At 70.4% G+C, this 25282-nt stretch carries 21 protein-coding genes; 9 read left to right on the forward strand and 12 right to left on the reverse strand.

Going from position 1 to position 25282, the window contains the following annotated elements; translation table 11 throughout:
• Positions 1 to 32: 32 nt before the first annotated feature.
• Positions 33 to 1448 (reverse strand): Fe-S cluster assembly protein SufB, encoded by a 1416-nt coding sequence (gene sufB, locus ACZ6JT_RS33415; protein ID WP_469215667.1) that lies wholly within the window; start codon positions 1446 to 1448, stop codon positions 33 to 35.
• Positions 1445 to 2206 (reverse strand): helix-turn-helix transcriptional regulator, encoded by a 762-nt coding sequence (locus tag ACZ6JT_RS33420; RefSeq protein ID WP_469215669.1) that lies wholly within the window; start codon positions 2204 to 2206, stop codon positions 1445 to 1447. Before ACZ6JT_RS33420 ends, sufB begins: the two co-directional genes overlap by 4 nt.
• Before the next feature lie 365 nt (positions 2207 to 2571).
• Here ACZ6JT_RS33420 and ACZ6JT_RS33425 point away from each other — a divergent pair, with 365 nt between their 5' ends.
• The 4 genes from ACZ6JT_RS33425 to ACZ6JT_RS33440 all read left to right on the forward strand — a co-directional run bounded on the left by ACZ6JT_RS33425 (position 2572) and on the right by ACZ6JT_RS33440 (position 6473).
• Complete coding sequence (locus ACZ6JT_RS33425; protein ID WP_469215670.1) at positions 2572 to 3498, forward strand: ABC transporter ATP-binding protein; 927 nt, start codon at positions 2572 to 2574, stop codon at positions 3496 to 3498.
• Positions 3495 to 4277 carry an ABC transporter permease gene (locus ACZ6JT_RS33430; protein WP_469215671.1) on the forward strand — a complete coding sequence of 261 codons (783 nt, stop codon included), beginning with the start codon at positions 3495 to 3497 and terminating at the stop codon, positions 4275 to 4277. Before ACZ6JT_RS33425 ends, ACZ6JT_RS33430 begins: the two co-directional genes overlap by 4 nt.
• A gap of 68 nt (positions 4278 to 4345) precedes the next feature.
• Positions 4346 to 5479, forward strand: a complete 1134-nt coding sequence (locus ACZ6JT_RS33435) for a hypothetical protein (RefSeq protein WP_469215673.1) — start codon at positions 4346 to 4348, stop codon at positions 5477 to 5479.
• 4 nt (positions 5480 to 5483) lie between these two features.
• Complete coding sequence (locus tag ACZ6JT_RS33440; protein ID WP_469215674.1) at positions 5484 to 6473, forward strand: COX15/CtaA family protein; 990 nt, start codon at positions 5484 to 5486, stop codon at positions 6471 to 6473.
• A gap of 22 nt (positions 6474 to 6495) precedes the next feature.
• Here the strand turns inward: ACZ6JT_RS33440 and ACZ6JT_RS33445 are convergent, their stop codons facing one another.
• From ACZ6JT_RS33445 to ACZ6JT_RS33455, 3 genes are all read right to left on the reverse strand, one after another.
• Positions 6496 to 7596: an amidohydrolase family protein gene (locus ACZ6JT_RS33445; RefSeq protein ID WP_469215676.1), complete on the reverse strand. Its 1101-nt coding sequence runs from the start codon at positions 7594 to 7596 to the stop codon at positions 6496 to 6498.
• A 105-nt stretch (positions 7597 to 7701) separates the two neighbouring features.
• Positions 7702 to 8079 carry a hypothetical protein gene (locus tag ACZ6JT_RS33450; RefSeq protein WP_469215680.1) on the reverse strand — a complete coding sequence of 126 codons (378 nt, stop codon included), beginning with the start codon at positions 8077 to 8079 and terminating at the stop codon, positions 7702 to 7704.
• Positions 8080 to 8094: 15 nt separating this feature from the next.
• Positions 8095 to 9042 (reverse strand): heme o synthase, encoded by a 948-nt coding sequence (locus ACZ6JT_RS33455; RefSeq protein ID WP_469215817.1) that lies wholly within the window; start codon positions 9040 to 9042, stop codon positions 8095 to 8097.
• Between the two features lie 328 nt (positions 9043 to 9370).
• On the opposite strand from ACZ6JT_RS33455, the gene tkt reads away from it, so the two are divergent.
• From tkt to pgl, 5 genes are all read left to right on the forward strand, one after another.
• Positions 9371 to 11458: a transketolase gene (gene tkt, locus ACZ6JT_RS33460; RefSeq protein ID WP_469215682.1), complete on the forward strand. Its 2088-nt coding sequence runs from the start codon at positions 9371 to 9373 to the stop codon at positions 11456 to 11458.
• A 33-nt stretch (positions 11459 to 11491) separates the two neighbouring features.
• Positions 11492 to 12610: a transaldolase gene (gene tal / locus ACZ6JT_RS33465; RefSeq protein WP_469215684.1), complete on the forward strand. Its 1119-nt coding sequence runs from the start codon at positions 11492 to 11494 to the stop codon at positions 12608 to 12610.
• A gap of 5 nt (positions 12611 to 12615) precedes the next feature.
• Positions 12616 to 14142 (forward strand): glucose-6-phosphate dehydrogenase, encoded by a 1527-nt coding sequence (gene zwf / locus ACZ6JT_RS33470; RefSeq protein ID WP_469215685.1) that lies wholly within the window; start codon positions 12616 to 12618, stop codon positions 14140 to 14142.
• Complete coding sequence (gene opcA, locus ACZ6JT_RS33475; RefSeq protein WP_469215687.1) at positions 14139 to 15176, forward strand: glucose-6-phosphate dehydrogenase assembly protein OpcA; 1038 nt, start codon at positions 14139 to 14141, stop codon at positions 15174 to 15176. Before zwf ends, opcA begins: the two co-directional genes overlap by 4 nt.
• Positions 15177 to 15276: 100 nt before the next feature.
• Complete coding sequence (pgl, locus tag ACZ6JT_RS33480; protein WP_469215689.1) at positions 15277 to 16059, forward strand: 6-phosphogluconolactonase; 783 nt, start codon at positions 15277 to 15279, stop codon at positions 16057 to 16059.
• Between the two features lie 60 nt (positions 16060 to 16119).
• Here pgl and pgi read toward each other — a convergent pair whose 3' ends face one another.
• The 7 genes from pgi to ACZ6JT_RS33515 all read right to left on the reverse strand — a co-directional run bounded on the left by pgi (position 16120) and on the right by ACZ6JT_RS33515 (position 25145).
• Positions 16120 to 17775 carry a glucose-6-phosphate isomerase gene (pgi, locus tag ACZ6JT_RS33485; RefSeq protein ID WP_469215818.1) on the reverse strand — a complete coding sequence of 552 codons (1656 nt, stop codon included), beginning with the start codon at positions 17773 to 17775 and terminating at the stop codon, positions 16120 to 16122.
• Positions 17776 to 17924: 149 nt separating this feature from the next.
• Positions 17925 to 18260, reverse strand: coding sequence for an RNA polymerase-binding protein RbpA (locus ACZ6JT_RS33490; protein ID WP_010352468.1), 336 nt, complete (start codon positions 18258 to 18260; stop codon positions 17925 to 17927).
• Between the two features lie 182 nt (positions 18261 to 18442).
• Positions 18443 to 18673 (reverse strand): preprotein translocase subunit SecG, encoded by a 231-nt coding sequence (gene secG, locus ACZ6JT_RS33495; protein ID WP_030388924.1) that lies wholly within the window; start codon positions 18671 to 18673, stop codon positions 18443 to 18445.
• 130 nt (positions 18674 to 18803) lie between these two features.
• Positions 18804 to 19580 carry a triose-phosphate isomerase gene (gene tpiA, locus ACZ6JT_RS33500; RefSeq protein ID WP_469215820.1) on the reverse strand — a complete coding sequence of 259 codons (777 nt, stop codon included), beginning with the start codon at positions 19578 to 19580 and terminating at the stop codon, positions 18804 to 18806.
• 18 nt (positions 19581 to 19598) lie between these two features.
• Positions 19599 to 20813 (reverse strand): phosphoglycerate kinase, encoded by a 1215-nt coding sequence (locus ACZ6JT_RS33505; protein WP_469215691.1) that lies wholly within the window; start codon positions 20811 to 20813, stop codon positions 19599 to 19601.
• 131 nt (positions 20814 to 20944) lie between these two features.
• Entirely contained in the window at positions 20945 to 21952 is a 1008-nt protein-coding gene (gene gap, locus ACZ6JT_RS33510; protein WP_030707022.1) for a type I glyceraldehyde-3-phosphate dehydrogenase, read from the reverse strand.
• Positions 21953 to 22184: 232 nt separating this feature from the next.
• A complete protein-coding gene (locus ACZ6JT_RS33515; protein WP_469215693.1) occupies positions 22185 to 25145 on the reverse strand; it encodes a M14 family metallopeptidase in 2961 nt (986 codons plus the stop codon).
• Between the last annotated feature and the right edge of the window lie 137 nt (positions 25146 to 25282).

Here is a 25282-nt window from a genome sequence, read left to right on the forward strand (position 1 = left end):
AATGATGTCTGCGGGACTCGGGCGGGTCGGGACTAGCCGACCGAGCCCTCCATCTGCAGCTCGATCAGCCGGTTCAGCTCCAGGGCGTACTCCATGGGCAGCTCGCGCGCGATGGGCTCGACGAAGCCGCGCACGATCATGGCCATCGCCTCGAACTCCGTCATACCGCGGCTCATCAGGTAGAAGAGCTGGTCGTCGGAGACCTTGGAGACGGTGGCCTCGTGGCCCATGGAGACGTCGTCCTCACGGACGTCCACGTAGGGGTACGTGTCCGAGCGGGAGATGGTGTCGACGAGGAGCGCGTCGCACAGCACGTTGGACTTCGAGCCGTGGGCGCCCTCGCCGATCTCGACCAGGCCGCGGTACGAGGTGCGGCCGCCGCCTCGCGCCACCGACTTGGAGACGATGTTCGAGGAGGTGTTCGGCGCCATGTGGACCATCTTGGAGCCGGCGTCCTGGTGCTGGCCCTCGCCGGCGAAGGCGATGGAGAGGGTCTCGCCCTTGGCGTGCTCGCCCATCAGGTAGACGGCCGGGTACTTCATGGTGACCTTGGAACCGATGTTGCCGTCGATCCACTCCATGGTCGCGCCCTCGTACGCCACGGCGCGCTTGGTGACCAGGTTGTAGACGTTGTTCGACCAGTTCTGGATCGTCGTGTAGCGGCAGCGGCCGCCCTTCTTCACGATGATCTCGACCACGGCGCTGTGCAGCGAGTCCGAGGAGTAGATCGGGGCGGTGCAGCCCTCGACGTAGTGGACGTAGGCGTCCTCGTCGACGATGATCAGCGTCCGCTCGAACTGGCCCATGTTCTCCGTGTTGATGCGGAAGTAGGCCTGGAGCGGGATGTCGACCTTGACGCCCTTGGGCACGTAGATGAACGAGCCGCCCGACCACACGGCGGTGTTCAGCGACGCGAACTTGTTGTCGCCGACCGGGATGACCGTGCCGAAGTACTCCTGGAAGAGCTCGGGGTGCTCCTTCAGCGCGGTGTCCGTGTCGAGGAAGATGACGCCCTGCTCCTCCAGGTCCTCACGGATCTGGTGGTAGACGACCTCGGACTCGTACTGGGCCGCGACACCGGCGACGAGGCGCTGCTTCTCCGCCTCCGGGATGCCGAGCTTGTCGTACGTGTTCTTGATGTCCTCGGGCAGGTCCTCCCAGGAAGCGGCCTGCTTCTCGGTGGAGCGCACGAAGTACTTGATGTTGTCGAAGTCGATGCCCGAGAGGTCGGAGCCCCAGTTCGGCATGGGCTTCTTGTCGAACAGCTTCAGGCCCTTGAGGCGCAGCTTCAGCATCCACTCGGGCTCGGACTTCTTCGCCGAGATGTCGCGGACGACCTCTTCGGACAGACCCCGCTTGGCAGCGGCACCGGCCGCGTCGGAGTCGGCCCAGCCGTATTCGTAGGTGCCCAGGCCATCGAGCTCAGGGTGAGCAGTCTCCGTGGTCATGCGGGGTTCCTCCCGGCCGTACTTGCAGATACTGATGTGTCGGTCTGTGTGGTGCCCGCGCTGCGCGGAATGAACGTCGTGCACACTCCGTCGCCGTGGGCGATCGTGGCGAGGCGCTGTACGTGCGTTCCCAGCAGGCGAGAGAAGACCTCGGTCTCCGCCTCGCAGAGCTGCGGGAACTGCTCGGCCACGTGGGCGACCGGGCAGTGGTGCTGGCAGAGCTGTTCACCGCTGTGCGGACCGGGAGCGCTCTTCGCCGTAGCAGCGTACCCGTCCGCGGTCAACGCCTTGGCCAGGGCCTCCGCGCGGTCCGCGGGGGCGGCCGCGTCGACGGCTTCCCGGTAGCTCCGCGCCTGCGTCTCCATCCGCGCCCTGGCGAAGGCGGCGACGGCCGCCTCGCCCTGTTCGCCGCCGCCGACCGACTGCGCGATCCAGCGCAGGGCGTCGGCGGCGAGGGTGTCGTAGGACTGGTCGAAGGCGTCCCGGCCGCAGTCGGTGAGCGCGAAGACCTTGGCGGGCCGACCCCGGGTGCGCGCACCGTACACACGCTGCTCACGGGCCTCGACCACGTCGTCGGTGACGAGCGTGTCGAGGTGGCGGCGGACGGCGGCCTGGGTGAGGCCGAGGCGCTGCGCGAGGTCGGCGACGGTGGACGGACCGTGGTCCAGGATCGAGCGCGCCACTCGGTTGCGGGTTGACCGCTCCCCGGTGGCGAGCTCCCCCTGGGGGGTCTCGATCTGCCGTTCGCCGTATTTCACAACGCCATTGTTGCGTAATTAGTCGAGCCCCGACAAGCCGTGACCGAGGCCACTCCTGGTGGCCTCCATCACTAAGGGTTACCTAATCTGTCGACGCAGAGTTACTTCGAGGGGAGCCTTCCGCGGTCCTCCCGAGCGGGTCCGGAGCACCGGCAAACGGCCCCCACCAGCACACCTCCACCCCTGGGCGTTCCCCGCAGCCGTGCGCACCGAGCACCGGAAAGGATCACGGAAAGCGGCCGGGTCATCCGGACAGGCCGGCGGAAAAGAACCGTATTCCGCTACGCCAGGTCAGGAACGAGCCGCCCGTCACCCCCCGACCCGGGGCCCGTGCCCCCTCCCGCGGCTCCGTAGACTCACCCCTCATGAGCAACGACCCCGCCGTGGAGATCCGCGGACTGGTGAAGCGGTTCGGCGCCAAGACAGCGGTGGACGGGCTGGACCTCACCGTCCGCAGGGCCACCGTCACCGCGGTCCTCGGTCCCAACGGCGCGGGCAAGACGACCACGGTGGAGACCTGCGAGGGCTACCACCGCCCCGACGCCGGGACCGTCCGCGTGCTCGGCCTCGACCCCGTCGCCCAGGCCGGGGCACTGCGCCCGCGGATCGGCGTGATGCTCCAGTCCGGAGGCGTCTACTCCGGAGCCCGCGCGGTCGAGATGCTGCGCCACATGGCCAAGCTCTACGCCGACCCGCTCGACGTCGACACCCTGGTGGAACGCCTCGGACTCGGCGGCTGCGGCCGCACCCCCTACCGCCGGCTCTCCGGCGGCCAGCAGCAGCGCTTGGCCCTGGCCATGGCCGTCGTCGGCCGCCCCGAGCTGGTCTTCCTGGACGAGCCCACCGCCGGCCTGGACCCCCAGGCCCGCCGCGCGACCTGGGACCTCGTACGGGAGCTGCGCACCGACGGGGTCGGCGTCGTCCTCACCACCCACCACATGGACGAGGCCGAGCAGCTCTCGGACGAGGTCGCCATCGTGGACGCGGGCCGGGTCATCGCGCACGGCAGCCCCGAGCAGCTCTGCCGGGGCGGCGCCGAGAACACCCTGCGCTTCACCGGCCGCCCCTCCCTCGACCTCGCCTCGCTGCTGAAGGCGCTGCCCGACGGGACCCAGGCCGCCGAGATCCTCCCCGGCACCTACCGGGTCACGGGCGACGTCCACCCGCAGCTGCTGGCCACCGTGGCCTCCTGGTGCGCGCAGCACGGCGTGATGCCGGACAGCCTCACCGTGGAGCGGCACACCCTCGAAGACGTGTTCCTGGAACTGACCGGTAAGGAGCTGCGCGCATGAGCGCCGGTACGTTCACCCCCAACCCGGGGGCCGCGCCCGTGTCCCGCATGATCCTCGCGCAGACGGCTCTGGAGACCCGGATGCTGCTGCGCAACGGGGAGCAGCTGCTGCTGACCGTGATCATTCCGGCGCTGCTGCTGACCCTCTTCTCCGCCGTCGACATCGTCAGCGTGCCCCTTCGGGAGGGGGGCGGCGAGAAGTCCGTGGACTTCCTCGCCCCCGGCGTCCTGGCGCTCGCCGTGATGTCCACCGCCTTCACCGGCCAGGCCATCGCCACCGGCTTCGACCGCCGCTACGGGGTCCTCAAGCGGCTCGGGGCCTCCCCGCTGCCGCGCTGGGCCCTGATGGCCGCCAAGACCCTGTCGGTGCTGGTCACCGAGGTGCTCCAGATCGCCCTGCTGACGGTGATCGCCCTCGCCCTGGGCTGGTCCCCGCACGGGAACCCGCTGTCGGTGGCCGCGCTGATACTGCTGGGCACCGCCGCCTTCTCCGGGCTGGGGCTGCTGATGGCGGGCACGCTCAAGGCCGAGATGACCCTGGCCGCCGCCAACCTGGTCTTCCTGCTGCTGCTGGTGGGCGGCGGGGTGATCGTGCCCCTGGAGAAGTTCCCCGAGGCCGCGCAGTCCGTCCTGGGCCTGCTGCCCATCGCGGCCCTGTCCGACGGCCTGCGCGAGGTGCTCCGGCACGGGGCCCCGCTGCCGTGGGGCGACGCGGCCGTGCTCGCCGGCTGGGCCGTACTCGGTCTGGGCGCCGCCGCGCGCCTCTTCCGCTGGGAATGAAACCCTTCCCCTCGCGCCGAGAATGCCGCGAGGATGGGCGCCTCCACACATGAAGCCGGGGGGCGGACATGGTGCAGCGGGAGGCCGTACTTCGGCTGGACGAGCAGTGGGCACAGGTGCGGTCGGGGGCGGCGCACGCGGAACCGGAGGAGCGCGAGCGGCTCCTCGACGAACTGATCGGCGCCCTGCGCCCCCTCGCGGACGACCCGCAGTGCGCCGCGCTGCTCGGGCTGCGCCTCGCCGACCGGGCCGCGCTGCGGTTCGCCGCGGGGGACCGCGCGGGAGCGCTGGCCACGATCGAGGAGGGGCTGCGCAGTTCCGAGCGCGCGGCCCGGTACTCCCCCGAGTTCGCCCGCTGGTACGCCCGCGGGCTGATCAACCACGGGGTGTGGCTGGCCTGGCCGCTGAGCGACGAGGCCCGGCTGCCGAAGCACCCGCTGGGTCCGGCCGGCGGTGAGGGGCCGAGCGCCATGGAGCGGGCGGCCGGTGAGCGCGCCCGCGACCTGACCCGGAGCGCGGTGGAGGTGTGGGCGGGCCTGGACCAGCGCGATCCGGTCAACCGGCGGGGCCTCGCCCAGGCCAAGGTGTTCCTCGGGGACCGCCTCGCCGAGCTGGGCTTCGCCGAGGACGCGGTGGCCTGGGCGGTGGACGCGGAGTCCGACTTCCGCCAGCTGCTGCTCGCGGATCCCGCCGCGGAGGCGTCGCAGGAGGCCGAGGAGGCCCTGGACCACATCGGGCGCCAGCTGGAACTGCGGCTGCGCTTCCTGACCTTCGAGTCCCTGGTCGGCCTGCGCGCGCGGGGGCTGATGCCCGAACGGCTGCTGCCGCAGGCCGTGGTGGCCGCCCGCATCCAGGGGGTGGAGGAATCCGAGGTGGCGGCCCGGCTGCGCCTCGATCCCGAACAGGTACGGACGATGCTGGAGGTCACGCCCTGGCTCGCGGTGTGGCGCGTCGAGGTGCGGGGCTCCGACGGGCTGTGGAACGTATTACCCCATCCCTGGCACAGCACGGCGGAAGTAAGGAATCGCACGGCCGAGGACGTAGCGGGCGAACTGCTGCGCGGGTTCGTCGGCTCGGCGGACTGCCCGGGCGACGGCGTCCCTTGGCGCATCCTCCTGTGGTGGCACGAGGAGGGCGAGCCCGCGGGAGCGAAGTACCGCCTGGTCGTCGGTCCCGACGCCGGCGTGGGCACCCCCTCGTGAAAGTTTGCACAAGGGGTCGCCTACGATATGGGGCGTGTTGAACCCCCTCGCCCACATCGCCAGCCGCTGGACCCCGTCACCCCGGACCGTCCAGCGGGCCGCACTCGCCGCGCTCGTCATGAGCGTGGTCATCGTCGTCACCGGCGGCGCGGTACGGCTGACCGGGTCCGGCCTCGGCTGCGACACCTGGCCCAAGTGCACCGACGACAGCCTGATCGTGACGCAGGAGCAGGGCTTCCACGGCGCCATCGAGTTCGGCAACCGCATGCTGACCTACGTGCTCAGCGCGGCCGTCGGCTGGGCGATCATCGCCGCCCGCTCGGCCAAGCCCTGGCGCCGCTCCCTCACGAAGCTCGGCTGGGTGCAGTTCTTCGTCGTGCTGGCGAACGCCGTGCTCGGCGGCATCACCGTCCTGACGGGGCTCAACCCGTACAGCGTGGCCGGGCACTTCCTGCTCGCCACCGCCCTGATCACCGTGACGACGCTCACCTGGCAGCGCACCCGCGAGGGCGACGGCTCCCCCAGGCCGCGCGTGCCCGGCCCGGTGCGCAAGCTGTCGTGGGCACTGCTCGCGACCGCCCTCGTCCTGATCGCGGCGGGCACCGTCGTGACCGGCTCCGGCCCGCACGCCGGTGACAGCAGCGAGATCCGGCGCATGCCCTTCGACTGGGAAGCCACCGCCCACGTGCACGCCGTCGCCGCCTGGCTGGTGTGCGCGCTCGCCGTCGCGATGTGGCTGGTCCTGCGGGTCGTCGACGCCCCGGCCGACACCCGGGCGCGCGCCCGCGACCTGCTGGTCGTGCTGCTCGCCCAGGGCGCCATCGGCTACGTGCAGTACGCCACCCAGGTCCCCGAGGCCCTGGTCGCCGCCCACATGCTGGGCTCCTGCCTGGTGTGGATCGCCGCGCTCCGGGTCGCGCTGAGCCTGCGCGAGCGGCCGGCCGAGGAGGCGGAGATCCCCTCCCAGGGCGACCCGCAGCTCTCCGCCGTCTGAGCCCCGGGCCCGTCAGAGCCCGTCAGAGCCCGCCGGGGCCGTCCAGCCGGTAGACGCGGCGGGCGTTGCCCGCCGCGACCAGGCCGGCCACCCGGTCCGCGTCCCGCCAGGACCAGGACCCCTCGGCGACCCAGCCGCCCAGCACCCGGCCCAGCGCCTCCCGGAACACCAGGGCGCCCACCGCGTGCAGTTCGGGCAGCTGCCGGCCGCCGCTGGAGAACAGCACCTTCCCGAACGGCGCCAGCTCCAGCAGTTCGGCCAGGACCGCCGCCGCCCGCGCCCCGGTCTGCCCGAGGGCCGCGCCGGCATCGGCGTAGACGTGGGGGAAGGCCGCGGCGAGCCGCGCCGTGTGCCGGTGGTGGGGGTATCCGCCGATCAGCACCAGCCGCGCGCCCAGGCCCGCGGTGGCCCGTACGAACTCCGTCAGCGGCGCGGGATCGGCGACGCCCGCGTGCAGCTGGAGCGGCAGCCCGGACGACACGGCGCTCCACAGCAGGTGCCGCAGGAGTACGGGGTCCCGTACGGCCGCGCCCCGGGGCCGCCCGGCCAGCCATCGTCCGGCCGCCCCGCGCACCTCCCCGGGACCGGGCGGATCGGGTACGAGAGCAGGGACGCCGACGCCGTCGAAGGCGGCCGCGCAGGTGAAGGCCGTGGCCCCGGCGGTGGCGTGGTGGACGGCCTCGGCGAGATTGGCGAGGAACGCGGACACCGTCCCGGAGGTGTCGGCGACCTGCTCGGCCAGTAACTCCAGCCGGACCGACTCGAAGGCCTCCGCGTCCCCGGCGAGCGCCAGCTCCTTGGGCCCGGTGACGTCCCCGCTCACCCCGGTGTCGACCAGGTACGCGGCGACCCCGGACCCCCTCAGCAGCCGCCGGGCCGACTCGGCGGCGCCCAGCTCGCGCCGCCGCGCCAGATAGCGGGCGGGGGCGGCGTGCGGCTCCAGCCCCAGCAGCGGCGGGCACCAGCGGCGCACCGCGAAACCGGTCTGGGTGTCGAAGAAGGTGGTGCCCGCGGCGGGCGGGCCGGCCGAGCGGATCAGCTTGGCCTCGAAGGTGCCCAGGCCCAGCTCCGTACGGAGTACTCCGTGGCAGTACTGGTCCACCAGGGGCGGCGTTTCGATCATCCGGGCATCCCGTTGCGGACGTGAGGAAGGGGCTTCCACACGTCCTAACGGGTGAGCGGGGTGTGAGGTGTTGCTCGCGCTGTTGACCGATCGCCCGGACAGGGTCTAGCTCTCGTGTCCGCCGAGCTGGATGCCGGCCATCCGCGTCCACTCGTACGGGCCGGTGCGCACCCGCGCGGCGAACTCGCCGTCGAACTCCTCGTGGAGGGTCAGCCCGGCCTTCTCGGCGGCCAGCTGCGCCGCCGCGAACGTCGGCGCGACCAGGTCGCCCCAGCCGCCGTCCGTTCCCACGAGCACGATCCGGGTGCCGGCCTGCCCGATGTGGGCGAGCTGGCCCTCGGCGCCTCCGTGCTTCTTGGCGAAGGCGCCGATCTGCTTGGCGAGCTTCGCCGCCGTACGGTCCTGCTTCTTGTCCGCGGCGCCTGCGGCGGCTGCGGTTTCTGCGGTTTCTGCGGTGTCTGCGGTGTCTCCCATGGAGGGCATGCTACCGGCGAGTAATCAGCGGAGGAAGGGATCCACGGCCACCGCCACGAACAGCAGCGACACGTAGGTGATCGACCAGTGGAACAGGCGCATCTCCTTGAGCTTCGCGCCCGTCACGCCCGCCTTGGCCCGCGCGTGCAGCGCGTGCGCCTCCCACAGCCACCAGCCGCCGGAGACCAGCGCGACCGAGGTGTAGAACCAGCCCGTGTACCCCATCGGGGTCAGCAGCAGCGAGACCGCCACCATCACCCAGCTGTAGAGGACGATCTGGCTCGCCACGGCCTTGTTGCCCGCCACGACGGGGAGCATCGGCACACCGGCGCGCGCGTAGTCGTCCTTCACCTTCATCGACAGCGGCCAGTAGTGCGGCGGCGTCCAGAAGAAGATGACGAGGAAGAGGACGACCGCGGCCCAGGAGACCTGGTTCGTGACCGACGACCAGCCGATGAGCACCGGCATGCAGCCCGCGATGCCGCCCCAGACGATGTTCTGGGCGGTGCGCCGCTTCAGCAGCATCGTGTAGACGACGACGTAGAAGAGGAGCGCGCCGAGCGACAGCGCCGCCGACAGCCAGTTGACGAGGAAACCGAAGAAGAGGGTGGAGACCACCGCGAGGGTGAGGCCGAAGGCCAGGCACTCGCGCGGGCTGACCATGCCGGTCACCAGCGGGCGCTGCGAGGTCCGGTCCATCAGCGCGTCGATGTCGCGGTCGATGTACATGTTCAGCGCGTTGGCGCCGCCCGCGGACAAGTAGCCGCCGAAGCAGGTCACGAGGACCAGCCACAGGGACGGCACGCCCTGCTCGGCCAGGAACATCACCGGCACTGTGGTGATCAGCAGAAGTTCGATGATCCGCGGCTTGGTCAATGCCACGAAAGCCATGACGCGGGCCCCGAACGGCCGGTGACCGGGGCTCGTCCCGAGCACCGCCGCTGGACGGGATTCGACGGCCGTCACGCACACCCCTGAGAGAGAATCCAGCAAGCCACGACCCGGGGCCGCCATCGACATGAGGGCCCGGTTGAGGCTTGCGCGTACCACGCCACTGTAGACGTTGCGCTTACGTCGCCCCGCGCCGGGGTCGCCTCGTGTTGGGCCGATCGGACCGTGCATACCTACGGGGGACGACGCGGTCGGAGCCCCCGCGGGCGGGTGAACACCGGTCGGCGGCGCGGTGACGGACTGAGTGCACTCGAATAGCTGCACGCCGTTGCGGGGGTAGGCTCGGAATCGCGCCGGTGCACCGTTCGTCACCGGGATTCATACATGTGGAGAGGAGCCCTGACCCACGGTGAGCACCAAGCCGACCACCACAGAGCTCGAGTGGACCGAACTGGACCAGCGGGCCGTCGACACCGCCCGCATCCTGGCCGCTGACGCGGTCCAGAAGGTCGGGAACGGCCACCCCGGTACGGCGATGAGCCTGGCCCCCGCCGCGTACACCCTCTTCCAGAAGGTGATGCGGCACGACCCGGCGGACCCCGAGTGGGTGGGCCGCGACCGCTTCGTGCTCTCCGCGGGGCACTCGTCCCTGACGCTCTACACCCAGCTGTACCTCGGCGGGTTCGGGCTCGAACTGGACGACCTCAAGGCGTTCCGCACGTGGGGTTCCAAGACCCCCGGCCACCCGGAGTACGGCCACACGGCCGGCGTGGAGACCACGACCGGCCCCCTCGGCCAGGGCGTCGCCAACGCGGTGGGCATGGCCATGGCGGCCCGCTACGAGCGCGGCCTGTTCGACCCGGAGGCCGCCCCGGGCACCTCCCCGTTCGACCACATGGTCTACGCGATCGCGGGCGACGGCTGCCTCCAGGAGGGCATCTCCCACGAGGCGTCCGCGCTGGCCGGCCACCAGAAGCTGGGCAACCTCGTCCTGCTGTGGGACGACAACCACATCTCCATCGAGGGCGACACGGAGACGGCCGTCTCCGAGGACACCCTCAAGCGCTACGAGGCCTACGGCTGGCACGTCCAGCGCGTCGCGCAGCAGGAGAACGGCGACCTCGACCCGAAGGCGCTCTTCGCCGCCCTCCAGGCCGCCAAGGCCGAGACCGGTCGCCCCTCCTTCATCGCGGCCCGCTCGATCATCGCCTGGCCCGCCCCGCACGCCCAGAACACCGAGGCCGCGCACGGCTCGGCGCTCGGCGACGACGAGGTCGCGGCCACCAAGCGCGTCCTCGGCTTCGACCCGGCGAAGAGCTTCGAGGTCTCCGACGAGGTCCTCGCGCACACCCGCGGCCTCGGCGACCGCGGCCGCGAGGCCAAGGCCGCCTGGGAGAAGGACTTCTCCGCCTGGCGCACGGCGAACCCGGAGCGCGCCGCCTCGTTCGACCGCATCAACGCCAACGAGCTGCCCGCGGGCTGGGAGGACGAGCTCCCCGTCTTCGAGGCCGGCAAGGACGTCGCCACCCGCGCCGCCTCCGGCAAGGTGCTCCAGGCCCTCGGCGCGGTCATCCCGGAGCTGTGGGGCGGCTCGGCCGACCTGGCCGGCTCCAACAACACCACCATCGACAAGAACTCCTCGTTCCTGCCGAAGGACAACCCGCTGCCGGAGGCCGACCCGTACGGCCGTACCGTCCACTTCGGCATCCGCGAGCACGCCATGGCCGCGACCATGAACGGCATCGCCCTGCACGGCCACACCCGTATCTACGGCGGCACCTTCCTGGTGTTCTCCGACTACATGCGCAACGCCGTGCGCCTGTCGTCCCTGATGCACCTGCCGGTGACCTACGTGTGGACGCACGACTCCATCGGTCTCGGCGAGGACGGCCCGACCCACCAGCCGGTCGAGCACCTCGCCTCGCTGCGCGCCATCCCGGGCCTGAACGTCGTCCGCCCGGCCGACGCCAACGAGACCGCGATCGCCTGGCGCGAGATCCTCAAGCGCCACACCAAGGTCTTCGGCAAGGGCGCCCCGCACGGTCTGGCGCTCACCCGCCAGGGCGTGCCGACCTACGAGCGCAACGAGGACGCCGCCAAGGGCGGGTACGTGCTCTTCGAGGCCGACGGCGGTCCCGCCCAGGTCGTGCTCATCGGCACCGGCTCCGAGGTCCACCTCGCCGTCGAGGCCCGCGAGCAGCTCCAGGCGCAGGGCGTCCCGACCCGGGTGGTCTCGATGCCGTCGGTCGAGTGGTTCGAGGAGCAGTCGCAGGAGTACAAGGACAGCGTCCTGCCGCCGTCGGTCAAGGCGCGCGTCGCGGTCGAGGCGGGCATCGGTCTGACCTGGCACCGCTACGTCGGCGACGCCGGCCGCATCGTCTCGCTGGAGCACTTCGGTGCCTCGGCCGACGCGAAGGTGCTGTTCCGCGAGTTCGGCTTCACCCCCGAGAACGTGGTGGCCGCCGCCAACGAATCCCTCGCCGCCGCCGCGCGCTGACGCCGCACGCAACCAAGTAGGAGATGTAATCACATGACAGACGCACTCAAGCGCCTCTCCGACGAAGGCGTGGCGATCTGGCTGGACGACCTGTCCCGCAAGCGCATCACGTCCGGCAACCTGGCCGAGCTCATCGACCAGTCGCACGTGGTCGGTGTCACCACCAACCCGGCGATCTTCCAGAAGGCGATCAGCGGCGGCGAGGGCTACGAGCAGCAGCTCACCGACCTCGCGACCCGCAGGGTCACCGTGGAAGAGGCCCTGCGCATGATCACCACGGCGGACGTCCGCGACGCCGCCGACATCCTGCGCCCGGTCTACGACCGCACCGACGGCCAGGACGGCCGCGTGTCCATCGAGGTCGACCCGCGCCTGGCGCACAGCACGCCGGCGACCATCGCCGAGGCCAAGCAGCTGGCCTGGCTGGTGGACCGTCCGAACACGCTCATCAAGATCCCGGCGACCAAGGCCGGCCTGCCGGCGATCACCGAGGTCATCGGCAAGGGCATCAGCGTCAACGTCACGCTGATCTTCTCGCTGCAGCGCTACCGCGAGGTCATGGACGCGTACCTGGCGGGCCTGGAGAAGGCCAAGGCCGCCGGCCTGGACCTGTCCCTGATCCACTCGGTCGCCTCCTTCTTCGTGTCCCGCGTGGACAGCGAGATCGACAAGCGCCTGGACGCGGTCGGCACCGACGAGGCGAAGGCCCTCAAGGGCAAGGCGGCGCTCGCCAACGCCCGTCTGGCCTACGAGGCCTACGAGGAGGTCTTCTCCTCGGACCGCTGGGCCGCCCTGGAGCGCGTCGGAGCCAACAAGCAGCGTCCGCTGTGGGCCTCGACGGGCGTCAAGGACCCGGCGTACAAGGACACCCTGTACGTGGACGACCTGGTCGCCCCGAACACGGTGAACACCATGCCGGAGGCCACCCTGGAGGCCACCGCCGACCACGGCCGGATCACGGGTGACACCGTGCGCGGCACCTACGAGCAGGCCCGTGCCGAGCTCGACGCGGTCGCGAAGCTGGGCATTTCGTACGACGATGTGGTGCAGCTGCTCGAGGACGAGGGCGTCGAGAAGTTCGAGGCGTCCTGGAACGACCTGCTCAAGTCGACCGAGGCGGAGCTTGAGCGCCTTGCCCCCACGGAGGCCTGAACACCTTGTCTGTGAACGGAGCGAACCCGCTTCGTGACGCACAGGACCGGCGGCTCCCGCGCATCGCGGGGCCGTCCGGCCTGGTCATTTTCGGCGTTACGGGTGACCTGTCGCGCAAGAAGCTGATGCCTGCCATCTACGACCTGGCCAATCGCGGCCTGCTCCCTCCGGGCTTCTCGCTGATCGGGTTCGCCCGCCGCGAGTGGGAGCACGAGGACTTCGCCCAGGAGGTGTACGAGGCCGTCAAGCAGCACTCGCGCACCCCCTTCCGGGAGGAGGTCTGGCAGCAGCTGGTGCAGGGCTGCCGGTTCGTACAGGGCGATTTCGACGACGACGCGGCCTTCGAGACCCTGAAGGCGACGATCGACGACCTGGACAAGGCGCAGGGCACGGGCGGCAACTTCGCCTTCTACCTGTCGGTCCCGCCGAAGTTCTTCCCCAAGGTGGTCCAGCAGCTCAAGAACCACGGGCTGGCGCAGAAGGAGGGCTCCTGGCGGCGTGCCGTCATCGAGAAGCCCTTCGGCCACGACCTGAAGAGCGCCGAGGAGCTCAACAAGGTCGTCCACGAGGTCTTCCCCCGGGACGAGGTCTTCCGGATCGACCACTACCTCGGCAAGGAGACCGTCCAGAACATCCTGGCGCTCCGCTTCGCCAACACCATGTTCGAGCCGATCTGGAACCGGTCGTACGTCGACCACGTGCAGATCACCATGGCCGAGGACATCGGCATCGGCGGCCGGGCCGGGTACTACGACGGCATCGGCGCGGCCCGTGACGTCATCCAGAACCACCTGCTGCAGCTGCTCGCGCTCACCGCGATGGAGGAGCCCGGCTCCTTCCACCCCAAGGCGCTGGTGGCGGAGAAGCTGAAGGTCCTCACGGCCGTCGAGCTCCCCGAGGACCTGGGCAAGCACACCGTGCGCGGCCAGTACTCGGCGGCGTGGCAGGGCGGCGAAAAGGTCGTCGGGTACCTCGAAGAGGACGGCATCGACCCCAAGTCGAAGACCGACACCTACGCGGCCGTCCGGCTGGAGATCAACAACCGCCGCTGGGCGGGCGTCCCGTTCTACCTGCGGACGGGCAAGCGCCTGGGCCGCCGGGTGACCGAGATCGCCGTGGTCTTCAAGCGTGCCCCGTACCTGCCGTTCGAGTCGGGCGCGACCGAGGAGCTGGGGCAGAACGCCCTGGTCATCCGGGTCCAGCCGGACGAGGGCGTGACGGTCCGCTTCGGTTCCAAGGTTCCGGGCACCTCCATGGAGGTCCGGGACGTCACGATGGACTTCGCCTACGGCGAGTCCTTCACGGAGTCGAGCCCCGAGGCGTACGAGCGGCTCATCCTCGACGTGCTCCTCGGCGACGCGAACCTCTTCCCGCGTCACCAGGAGGTCGAGCTGTCCTGGAACATCCTCGACCCGATCGAGGAGTACTGGGACAAGCACGGCAAGCCCGCGCAGTACCCCGCGGGCACCTGGGGTCCGGTCGAGGCGGACGAGATGCTCGCACGAGACGGACGGAGCTGGCGCCGGCCATGAAGATCGACCTCACGGAGACCAACTCCAGCAAGATCAACGCCGCGATGGTGCAGGCACGCCGGGACATCGGCACGCCGGCGGTCGGCATGGTCCTCACGCTGGTGATCGTGACCGACGAGGAGAACGCGTACGACGCGCTCAAGTCGGCGAACGACGCGTCCCACGAACACCCCTCGCGGATCGTCGTCGTCATCAAGCGGGCCAGCCGCTCGCCGCGCAGCCGCCGTGACGCCCGGCTCGACGCGGAGATCCGCGTCGGGGCGGACGCCGGCAGCGGTGAGACGGTCGTGCTGCGCCTTCACGGCGAACTGGTCGACCACGCCCAGTCGGTGGTTCTCCCGCTGCTCCTTCCGGATGCGCCTGTGGTCGTCTGGTGGCCGGACGGTTCTCCCACGGACCTGGCGGGCGATCCGCTGGGTGCGCTCGGGCAGCGCCGCATCACGGACACGTACTCCTGCGAACACCCGGTCGGGACGCTCGCCGCCCGGGCCGGCGCGTACGCACCGGGGGACACGGACCTTGCGTGGACCCGGATCACCCCGTGGCGCTCCATGCTGGCCGCGGCACTGGACCAGCAGGCCCTGACGGTCGTCTCGGCGACCGTCGAGGGCGAGGACGACAACCCGAGCTGTGAGCTGCTGGCCATGTGGCTGGCGGACCGGCTGCACGTTCCCGTCCGCCGCGAGCTGTCGCCGGGGCCGGGCCTGACCTCCGTACGCCTGGCGACGAAGGACGGCGACATCGTCCTGAACCGGGCGGACGGAGGGCTGGCCACGCTGTGCATGCCGGGGCAGCCCGACCGGAACGTGGCGCTCAAGCGCCGCGACACGGCCGAGCTCCTGGCGGAGGAGCTGCGCCGGCTGGACCCGGACAACACGTACGAGTCCGCGCTGAAGTTCGGCGTGTCGAAGCTCCACCCGTCTGCTGCGCCGGCTCCGGCCAAGCCCGAAGCCCCCGCCGAGGCGGAGGCCGAGCCCAAGCCGGAGGCCCCGAAGCCTGCGGCCAGGCCATCGAAGAAGGCCGCGAACAAGTAACCGGGCCCTGCCCGGAGGGGCGGGACGGGGACCGGCTCCGCGCAGCGGTTGCCCGTCCCCGCCCCACCCGCACTACCAAAGAAGGCGGCAGCACATGGGTATGACGACTCCCCAGGTCGTCGTCCACCGGGACAAGGAACTGATGGCCCAGGCCACCGCGGCCCGGCTCATCACGAAGATCGTGGACGCGCAGGCGGCCCGCGGCACCGCGTCCGTGGTCCTCACCGGCGGACGCAACGGCAACGGTCTCCTCGCCGCACTGGCCGCCGCCCCCGCCCGCGACGCCGTCGACTGGGCGCGCCTGGACCTCTGGTGGGGCGACGAGCGGTACGTCCCCGCCGACGACCCCGAGCGCAATCACACACAGGCCCGCGAGGCCCTCCTGGACTCGGTCCCGGTGGACCCCGCCCGCGTCCACGTGATGCCGGCTTCGGACGGACCGTACGGGGCCGATGTCGACGCGGCCGCGGCCGCCTACGCGGCCGAGCTGGCGAAGGCGGCCGGTCCGGAGGACCACGGCCCGGTCCCGCGCTTCGACGTGCTGATGCTGGGCGTGGGCCCGGACACGCACGTGGCCTCGCTGTTCCCGGAGCACCCGGCGGCCCGCGAGGGCGAGCGGACGGTGGTCGGCGTCCACGGCGCCCCGAAGCCCCCGCCCACCCGTATCTCGCTGACGCTCCCGGCGATCCGGGCGGCCCGCGAGGTCTGGCTGCTGGCGGCCGGCGAGGACAAGGCCGGAGCGGTCTCCATCGCCCTCGGCGGGGCCGGCGGGGTGCAGGCCCCGGCCGCGGAGGCGTACGGCCGCTCCCGCACCCTGTGGCTCCTGGACCGCGCGGCGGCGGCGAAGCTCCCGGCCGGGATGTACCCGCCGGCCTCCTCCTGACCCGTACGACGCGAAGGGCCCGCTCTCCCGAGGAGAGCGGGCCCTTCGTCCGTTCTGCCGTCAGATCCGGCCGCGCAGCTTCCGGTACGTGGCCACCAGGGCCTTCGTGGAGGGGTCGAGGCCCTCGACGTCCACGCCCTCGGTCAGGGCGGGCTCGACGCGCTTGGCGAGGACCTTGCCGAGCTCGACGCCCCACTGGTCGAAGGAGTCGATGTTCCACACCGCGCCCTGGACGAACACCTTGTGCTCGTACAGCGCGATCAGCTGGCCGAGCACCCCCGGGGTGAGCTCGGTCGCCAGAATGGTGGTCGTCGGGTGGTTGCCGTGGAAGGTCTTGTGCGGGACCAGCGATTCCGGGGCGCCTTCGGCGCGCACCTCGTCCGCCGTCTTGCCGAAGGCCAGCGCCTGGGTCTGCGCGAAGAAGTTGGCCATGAGCAGGTCGTGCTGGGCCGCGGGGGCCGCCTCCAGCTCGGCCACCGGCTTCGCGAAGCCGATGAAGTCCGCGGGGATCATCTTCGTCCCCTGGTGGATCAGCTGGTAGTAGGCGTGCTGCCCGTTGGTGCCGGGCGTGCCCCAGACCACCGGGCCCGTCTGCCACTCCACCGGATTGCCGTCGCGGTCCACGGACTTGCCGTTGGACTCCATGTCCAGCTGCTGCAAGTACGCGGTGAAGCGCGAGAGGTAGTGACTGTACGGGAGCACGGCGTGCGACTGGGCGTCGAAGAAGGCGCCGTACCAGATCCCCAACAGGCCCATCAGGAGCGGGGCGTTCTCCTCCGGCGGCGCCGTGCGGAAGTGCTGGTCCATCAGGCGGAAGCCGGCCAGCATGTCGCGGAAGGCGCCCGGACCGATCGCGATCATCAGGGAGAGGCCGATGGCCGAGTCGAAGGAGTAGCGGCCGCCGACCCAGTCCCAGAACTCGAACATGTTGGCCGGGTCGATGCCGAAGTCGGTGACCTTCTCGGCGTTGGTCGACAGCGCCACGAAGTGCCGTGCCACGGCCATCCGGTCTTCGCCGAGGCCGGCCAGCAGCCAGCCGCGCGCCGAGGTGGCGTTGGTGATGGTCTCGATGGTGGTGAAGGTCTTGGAGGCGATGATGAACAGCGTCTCGGCCGGGTCCAGGTCCCGCACGGCCTCGTGCAGGTCGGCGCCGTCGACGTTGGACACGAAGCGCACGGTCAGGGCGCGGTCGGCGAAGGCGCGCAGGGCCTCGTAGGCCATGGCCGGACCGAGGTCGGAGCCGCCGATGCCGATGTTGACGACGTTCTTGATGCGCTTGCCGGTGGAGCCGGTCCACTCCCCCGACCTGACCTGGTCGGCGAAGGCCGCCATCTTGTCCAGGACGGCGTGCACGCGGGGGACGACGTTCTCGCCGTCCACCTCGACGACGGCGTCCCTGGGCGCGCGCAGGGCGGTGTGCAGCACCGCCCGGTCCTCGGTCGTGTTGATCTTCTCGCCGCCGAACATCGCCTCGCGCAGCTCGGCCACCCCGGTGGCCGCGGCCAGCTCGCGCAGGAGCGCGAGCGTCTCGTCGGTGACGAGGTGCTTCGAGTAGTCGATGTGCAGGTCGCCGACCTGCAGGGTGTAGTCGGCGCCGCGGCCGGGATTCTCCTCGAACAGCTCCCGCAGATGCGTCTGCCCGAATTCCTCCCGGTGCTTGCCGAGTGCCAGCCACTCCGGCGTCCGGTTGAGCTTCGTCCTGCTGTCTGCGTTCATCTCGGACATCAACCCGTTTCTTCCGTCCTGTCGTGCCCCGCCGTTCACCAACTTAAGGGATCAGAAGCGGCGCAACGCACACAAAGAGGCCCGGCTCCGCAGGAGATGATTCCTGCGGAGCCGGGCCTCACGTCACACATGGGGGGGTGTCAGATCTCGCCGCGGAGTTTGGCGAGCGCCTCGGCGAGGATCGCCTCGCCGTCGGCGTCGGAGCGCCGTTCCCGTACGTACGCCAGGTGCGTCTTGTACGGTTCGGTGCGCGGCGGCGCGGGCGGGTTGTCCCGGTCCTGGCCGGCCGGGAACCCGCAGCGCGGGCAGTCCCAGGTGTCCGGCACCTGCGCGTCGCTGGCGAAGCTCGGCTGCGTCTCGTGCCCGTTCGAACACCAGAAGGAGATGCGCAGGCGGGGCGCGGACTCGCCGCGCTCTGCCTCACCCATCGGCCCCGCTCCGACCCGGCTGCCCCGGATCGCGTTGCCACTTGCCACGGTCGTAACTCCCTGCGTGATGGTGCCGCGGAGTGTGAGTGGAATTTCCGCCGCGGAGCGCCCAAGTCTACGTAAGGCCTAACGCACGTCCAGTGAGCGGAGTTACTGATTCCGCGCTAGGGACGCCGGACCTCATGATAGGCCGGGCACCACCGACAGGACTGCCGGAATGGCCAGAACGGTCAGCTGCTCGACTTCATGAGCAGACCGAGCGCGACGATGCACGCGAACCACAGCAGACCCACGACGACGGTGATGCGGTCGAGGTTGCGCTCCGCGACGGAGGAACCGCCGACCGACGACTGCATTCCGCCGCCGAACATGTCGGAGAGGCCGCCGCCCTTGCCCTTGTGCATCAGCACCAGCAGCATCAGCAGGGCGCTGAAGACGATCAGGGCGATCGAGAACCCCATAATCACGGCTGATTCCTACTTTCTGGCTTTTTCAGGCTTTCCGGCTTTGCGGGATGTGCGCGGGGGCCAGTGGCTGGTGGTTCAGCCCCTGGCCCCCGCAAGGGTACGACGGATCCGCCCTACCGCATACTCACTGGTCGCGGAAGCGGACGATCTTGACGAACTCCTCCGCGTCCAGTGCCGCGCCGCCGATCAGGGCGCCGTCCACGTCGGGCTGGGCCATGATCGCCGCGATGTTCCCGGACTTCACCGAGCCGCCGTACTGGATGCGGACCTTGTCGGCCAGCTCCTGCGAGTACAGCTCCGCGAGGCGGGTGCGGATCGCCCCGCAGACCTCCTGGGCGTCGTCGGGGGTGGCGACCTCGCCGGTGCCGATGGCCCAGACGGGCTCGTAGGCGATCACGATGGACTCGACCTGCTCGGCCGGGACGTCCTTGAGGCCGCCGTCGAGCTGGCTCAGCGTGTACGCGACCTGCTGTCCGGCCTTGCGGACGTCCAGGCCCTCGCCGACGCACAGGATCGGGGTGAGCCCGTGCCGGTAGGCGGCCTTGACCTTGGCGTTGCAGATCTCGTCGGACTCGCCGTGGTACTGCCGGCGCTCGCTGTGGCCGACGGCCACGTACGTGCACTTCAGCTTCGCCAGCATGGAGCCGGAGATCTCGCCGGTGTAGGCGCCGGAGTCCTGCGCGGACAGGTCCTGGGCACCGTACTTGATCTTCAGCTTGTCGCCGTCGACCAGGGTCTGGACCGAGCGGAGGTCGGTGAAGGGCGGCAGGACCGCGACCTCGACCGCGTCGTAGTCCTTGTCGGCGAGCGCGAAGGCGAGCTTCTGGACGTGGGCGATGGCCTCGAGGTGGTTGAGGTTCATCTTCCAGTTGCCCGCCATCAGCGGGGTACGGCCGTTCACAGCGTCAGACATAAGGGGTCAGCCCTCCAGGGCGGCGAGGCCGGGGAGCGTCTTGCCCTCGAGGTATTCGAGGGAGGCGCCGCCACCGGTAGAGATGTGGCCGAAAGCATTCTCGTCGAAGCCGAGGATGCGGACCGCGGCGGCGCTGTCTCCGCCGCCGACGACGGTGAAGGCGCTGCTGTCGAGCAGGGCCTGGGCGATGGCCGCGGTACCGCCGGCGTAGTCGGGGTGCTCGAACACGCCGACCGGACCGTTCCAGAAGACGGTCTTGGCATCGGCGATCTTCGACGCGTACAGCTTGCGCGTCTCGGGACCGATGTCCAGGCCCTCCTTGTCCTCCGGGATCGCGTCGGCGGCCACGGTGTCGAAGACGGCCGGGGTCTTGCCCTTCAGGTCCGGGAACTCCGCGGAGACCAGCACGTCGACCGGGAGGACCAGCTCGACGCCGGTCTTCTCGGCGCGCTCCATGTACTCCTTGACCTTCTCCACCTGGTCCTTCTGGAGCAGGGAGATACCGACCTCGTAGCCCTTGGCGTAGAGGAAGGTGTAGGCCATGCCGCCGCCGATGAGGATGCGGTCGGCCTTGCCGAGCAGCTCGTCGATGACGGCCAGCTTGTCGGAGACCTTGGCGCCGCCGAGGACCACGACGTAGGGGCGCTCGACCTCGGCGGTGAGCCTCTTCAGGACGCCGACCTCGGTGGCGATGAGGTAGCCGGCCGCGTGCGGGAGGCGCGCGGGGAGGTCGAAGACCGAGGCGTGCTTGCGGTGGACGGCGCCGAAGCCGTCGCCGACGTAGACGTCGGCGAGCTCGGCGAGCTGGTCCGCGAAGGCGCCGCGCTCGGCGTCGTCCTTCGAGGTCTCACCGGCGTTGAAGCGCAGGTTCTCGATGACGGCCACCTGGCCGTCGGTGAGGGCCGCGACGGTCGCCTTGGCGGAGGCGCCGACCGTGTCGCCGGCGAAGGCGACGTCCGCGCCGAGCAGTTCGCCGAGGCGGGTGGCGGCGGGGGCGAGCGAGAAGGCCGGCTCCACGCCGGTGCCCTTCGGGCGGCCCAGGTGCGAGGCCACGATGACGCGGGCGCCGGCGGCGGCGAGCTTCGCGATCGTGGGCTGGACGGCGCGGATGCGGCCGTCGTCGGTGATGCGGTCGCCGTCCAGCGGGACGTTCAGGTCCGCGCGGACGAAGACCCGCTTGCCCTTGACGCCCTCGGCGAGGAGTTCATCGATCGTCTTCATGTGTACCTACTCCTTTGTGCCCTTCGCTCGAAGGGCGAGGAAGGGAGAACGAGGCAAGCAACAGGGCCCGTGCGGCGCTTCGTCGCGCTGCTCGGACCCTGTGCTCACATCGTGGTGCCTTGCCTATGTGCTTAGAGCTGACCGCCGACGAAGACGGTGAGGTCGACGAGACGGTTGGAGTAGCCCCACTCGTTGTCGTACCAGCCGACGACCTTAACCTGCGTGCCTTCCTGGACCATGGTCAGGGAGGAGTCGAAGGTGCAGGACGCGGGCCAGTTCACGATGTCGGAGGAGACGATCGCGTCCTCGGTGTAGTCGAGGATGCCCTTCAGCTGCCCCTCCGAGGCCTTCTGGAAGGCCGCGTTGATCTCTTCCACCGTGGTCTCGCGGGAGAGCTCCAGGACCAGGTCGGTGACCGAGCCGGTCGGGACCGGGACGCGCATGGCGATGCCGTCCAGCTTGCCCTTGAGCTGCGGGAGGACCAGCGCGGTGGCCTTGGCGGCACCGGTGGACGTCGGGATGATGTTCTCGGCGGCGGCGCGGGCGCGACGCAGGTCCGAGTGCGGGAAGTCCAGGATGCGCTGGTCGTTCGTGTACGCGTGGACCGTCGTCATCATGCCCTTGACGATGCCGAAGTTCTCGTCGAGGACCTTGGCCATCGGCGCCACGCAGTTGGTGGTGCAGGACGCGTTGGAGATGACGTGGTGGTTGGCCGCGTCGTACTTGTCCTGGTTGACGCCCATGACGATGGTGATGTCCTCGTCCTTGGCCGGAGCCGAGATGAGGACCTTCTTCGCGCCGGCCGCGATGTGCTTGGCGGCGTCGGCCTTCTTGGTGAAGATGCCGGTCGACTCGATGACGATGTCGGCGCCCAGTTCACCCCAGGGGAGGTTCGCGGGGTCGCGCTCGGCGAAGGTCTTGAAGGTCTGGCCACCGACGGTGATGCTGTTGTCGGTGTGGCTGACCTCGTGCTTCAGCCGGCCCAGAATGGTGTCGTACTTGAGAAGGTGCACCAGGGTGGCGTTGTCAGTCAGGTCGTTGACACCGACGATCTCGATGTCCGCTCCCTGCTCCAGGAGCGCCCGGAAGTAGTTGCGGCCAATGCGGCCAAAACCGTTGATGCCTACGCGGATCGTCACGAACCGATCTCCTCGTTGGTGCGCCGGTTAGTGCGCCGGCGAGCTGAAATGGGATGTCCCCGACCGCTTACGACCCTACCTCTCCGTGAGCTTTTGGGTGACATCGGTCGGAGCCTGACACTCCCCCCGCTTCGTGGGGGACACACGCCCCGGCCCCGTTCCTGACGCTCCGGAACGGGACCGGGGGGACTTTGGTCCCCGTCACTCAGGGTGAGTGACGAAGGGCCGCCGATCAGCGGTTCAGTGTGCGCAGCGCCTTACCGACGAGTAGGGCGCGGTCGGCCGCGGCGGGCAGGTGTTCCAGTCCGAAGCCCAGCAGGACGGTGTCACGGGTGGTGACCGCCGCATAGGACTTGACCAGTTCGCCGGAACGGGACCAGCCGCCGGGGACGTCGGGGCTTCCGGCGGGTGCGCCCTGGACCGTCCAGACACCGAAGGAGGACTCGAAGCCGTCGACGGCCTGTTCCGCGCCGCCGACGGACAGGCGCGCCTCGTCCGCGAACACGCCGCGGCCGCCCGAGCCCGGGTCGGTGATGTAGGAGAGCGAGACCTCGACGGTCCTGCCCGCGTACGCGCTCAGGTCGAACGAGACCTGCTTCCAGCCGCCGGAGGAACCGGTGAAGCTGTTCCACTGGCCGCTGGTGCCCTGCGGGGTGCAGCCGCCCGCGTCGAGCGTGAGGTAGCGGCGCAGGAAGGGGTGGTCGTTCACGAAGAACCCGGCCGCGCACTCCTCCGGCACCGTGGTGCTGCTCAGACCGCCGCGGTCCGGCAGCGTGGTCCAGTCGTCGCCGCCGGCCGTACGGGCCTCCAGCGCGGCGTGGTCGTAGCCCTCCTCCGTGTTCCAGTTGAGGGCGAGCTTCAGCTGCGGCTGGTCGGCCGCGGTGACGCCGGTGAGGTCGATCGTGCGGACGAGGCGCTTCCAGTCGTCGTCCGCGTGCAGGGCCGAGGCCATCCCGGTGCCCGCGTAGGGGGCGTACGGGTTCACGACCCCGGTGAACTGGCCCGCCTGGGCGCTCTTGAACTGCGGGAACTGCGCGGGGGCCAGGCTCTCGGAGGTGACGGTGTAGCCGCCGGGGGCGTTCAGCGGGTTGCCGGCTGCGTCGCCGAGACCGCCCTTCGCCCCGGTCAGGGAGCCGGCGCCGGTGAAGCCGGTCGCGCCGGGCGTGCTGGTCCGGCTGTACGCGCCGAGCCAGTACTGGCTGAAGTCGTTGGTCACGGCGCGGCCGACCTGGGCGTTGCCGCCCGCCAGCTCACCGGCCTCGATCAGCTTGCCGCCCTCGTTCAGGAAGTCGCGCACCGCGAGCTGGGTGTCACCGCCGGGGGTCTTGGCCCCGGTGTAGTGAACGGCCGTACGGAAGTGCGAGAGCACGCCGAGGTGGTGCGGGGCACCCTGCGTCGCCACGTCCCAGACCGCCGCGGACCTCCCGTTGGCGCGCAGGGCGTCGACGTAGCTCTGGGCGTGCTGGGCCTTGGCTCCCTCCTCGGCGATCACCAGGACGTCCGCGCGTGGCCGCTCGGCCACCGTGTACGTGAAGTGCTCGCTGGAGACCTGCTTGCCGGCGCGGTCCCGGCCGGTGAACCAGACCTCCACCTTGTCGCCGGGCCTCGCGCCGTCCACCTTGGCGCGGTACTCGTCGAACCAGTTGTTGTCGTCGCCGCCGTAGGCCTCGCCGCCCTTCCAGGCCTTGAGGTCCTCGTCGTGCGTGCGGCCGCCGTTGATCCGGAAGTTGAGCTCCTTGTCCTTCAGCGCCTTGCGGGCCGTGACGGAGACCGTCTGGTCCTCGCCCCGGGCGACGTAGGAGGTGGTGAAGGGGTCGACGGTGAAGTCGGCGGCCTTCAGGCCCAGGGAGGACTTCGGCTGGTCCGGGTGCTCGGCGCTCTCGGCCACGGACAGCGCGAAGGGGACGTTCTTGGCGAACTCCGCCTGGATGAGCTTCTCGTCGTCCGGGAAGTTGAAGCCGGAGGCGCAGTCCTCGGGCCTCCACTGGTCGTTCGGGTCGGCCGCCGAGGCGGTCTGGCAGGTGGTCATCTCCGGCGTGAACATCATGATGCCGTTGACGTTGGAGGCGTGGCCGTCGGCCTCGCCGTTCGTCGTGTAGAGCTCGGAGGAGACCTGCGGGTAGTAGCCGGGGACCGCGGGGTTCTCCGGGGTGCCGGCGAGTGCCTTGTAGGCGACGTCGTCGGGGGTGGGGGTGGCCACCTGCCAGCCGACGCCGTAGAGCAGCAGCTCGGCGGCGGAGTGGTAGTTGATGGCGTAGTCGAAGCCGATGCGCTTCTCGAAGGCGTCGAGGGCGGTGGTCTCGGGCTCGGAGGAGGCCTTCGGGCCGCGGTAGGTCTCGCTCGCCTGGTTCGGGGAGGAACCCTCGTTGTCGTAACCCCACTTGTAGGCGAAGTTGCGGTTGAGGTCGATCCCGTCGCCGGCGGTGATCTTGCCGTCGCCGTTGTTGTCGCGCAGGTTCTTGCGCCACAGCCGCTCGCCGTCCGGGGCGTGCGTGAAGTCGTACCCGTCCGGGTTGGCGGAGAGCAGGAACCACAGCTCGGTGGAGTCCACCAGCCTGGTGATCCGCTGGTCCTTGCCGTAGTTGTCGATCGTGTGGTGCATCAGCCGCCGGGTCATCTCGGGGGTGATCCACTCACGGGCGTGCTGGTTGGACATGTAGAGCACGGAGGGCTTGTCGCCGTCCTTGGTCTTCTTGGCGTTCTTGCTGACCTTGAGGGCGAGGATGTCCTTGCCCCGGACGGTCTTGCCGATGGAGACGACCTTGGTGAGCCCCGGGTTCTCCTGCGCCGTGCGCAGGATCTCCTCCTGGAGGCCGCCCTTGCCGCTGTACGGGCGGAACACGCCGTCGCCGGCGGCCTTGGCACGGGCCAGCCCCTGCGCCCCGATCTTCCGCTCGGCGAGCTTGACGCCCTGGGCGGCGAGGTCCTTGGCCTGGCCGCCGGTGAGGAAGAGCTCGACCCGGGCGGTACCGCTCTCCGGGGCCCGCTCGCTGAGCTCGTGGGCGTCCTGGCCGGCGGCGAGGACGAGCGGGACCTGTTCCCGGGTGATGTCGGCGTCGTAGACCCGCACCTCGTCGGCGCCGGGTGCGGTGCCGGAACCGGGCTGGGCCTGGGCCGCCGCGGGTAGCGCGGCGAGTGTGCTTGCGAAGACGAGTGCGCTTGCGGCGAGGATCGATCTCGCGCGGTGCCTCATGTGCCCCCCTGGGCGTCGTCTGCCACGAAAGCGTTCGGACGCCAGACTCAAGACCGGCCCATGCTCATGTCAATGGGGCCTACGGCAAAGGGGCCCGCACGAGTGATCGCGCGAGCCCCTTTGCCGTACACGGACCG

The organism is Streptomyces sp. NPDC046308, from assembly GCF_055588065.1.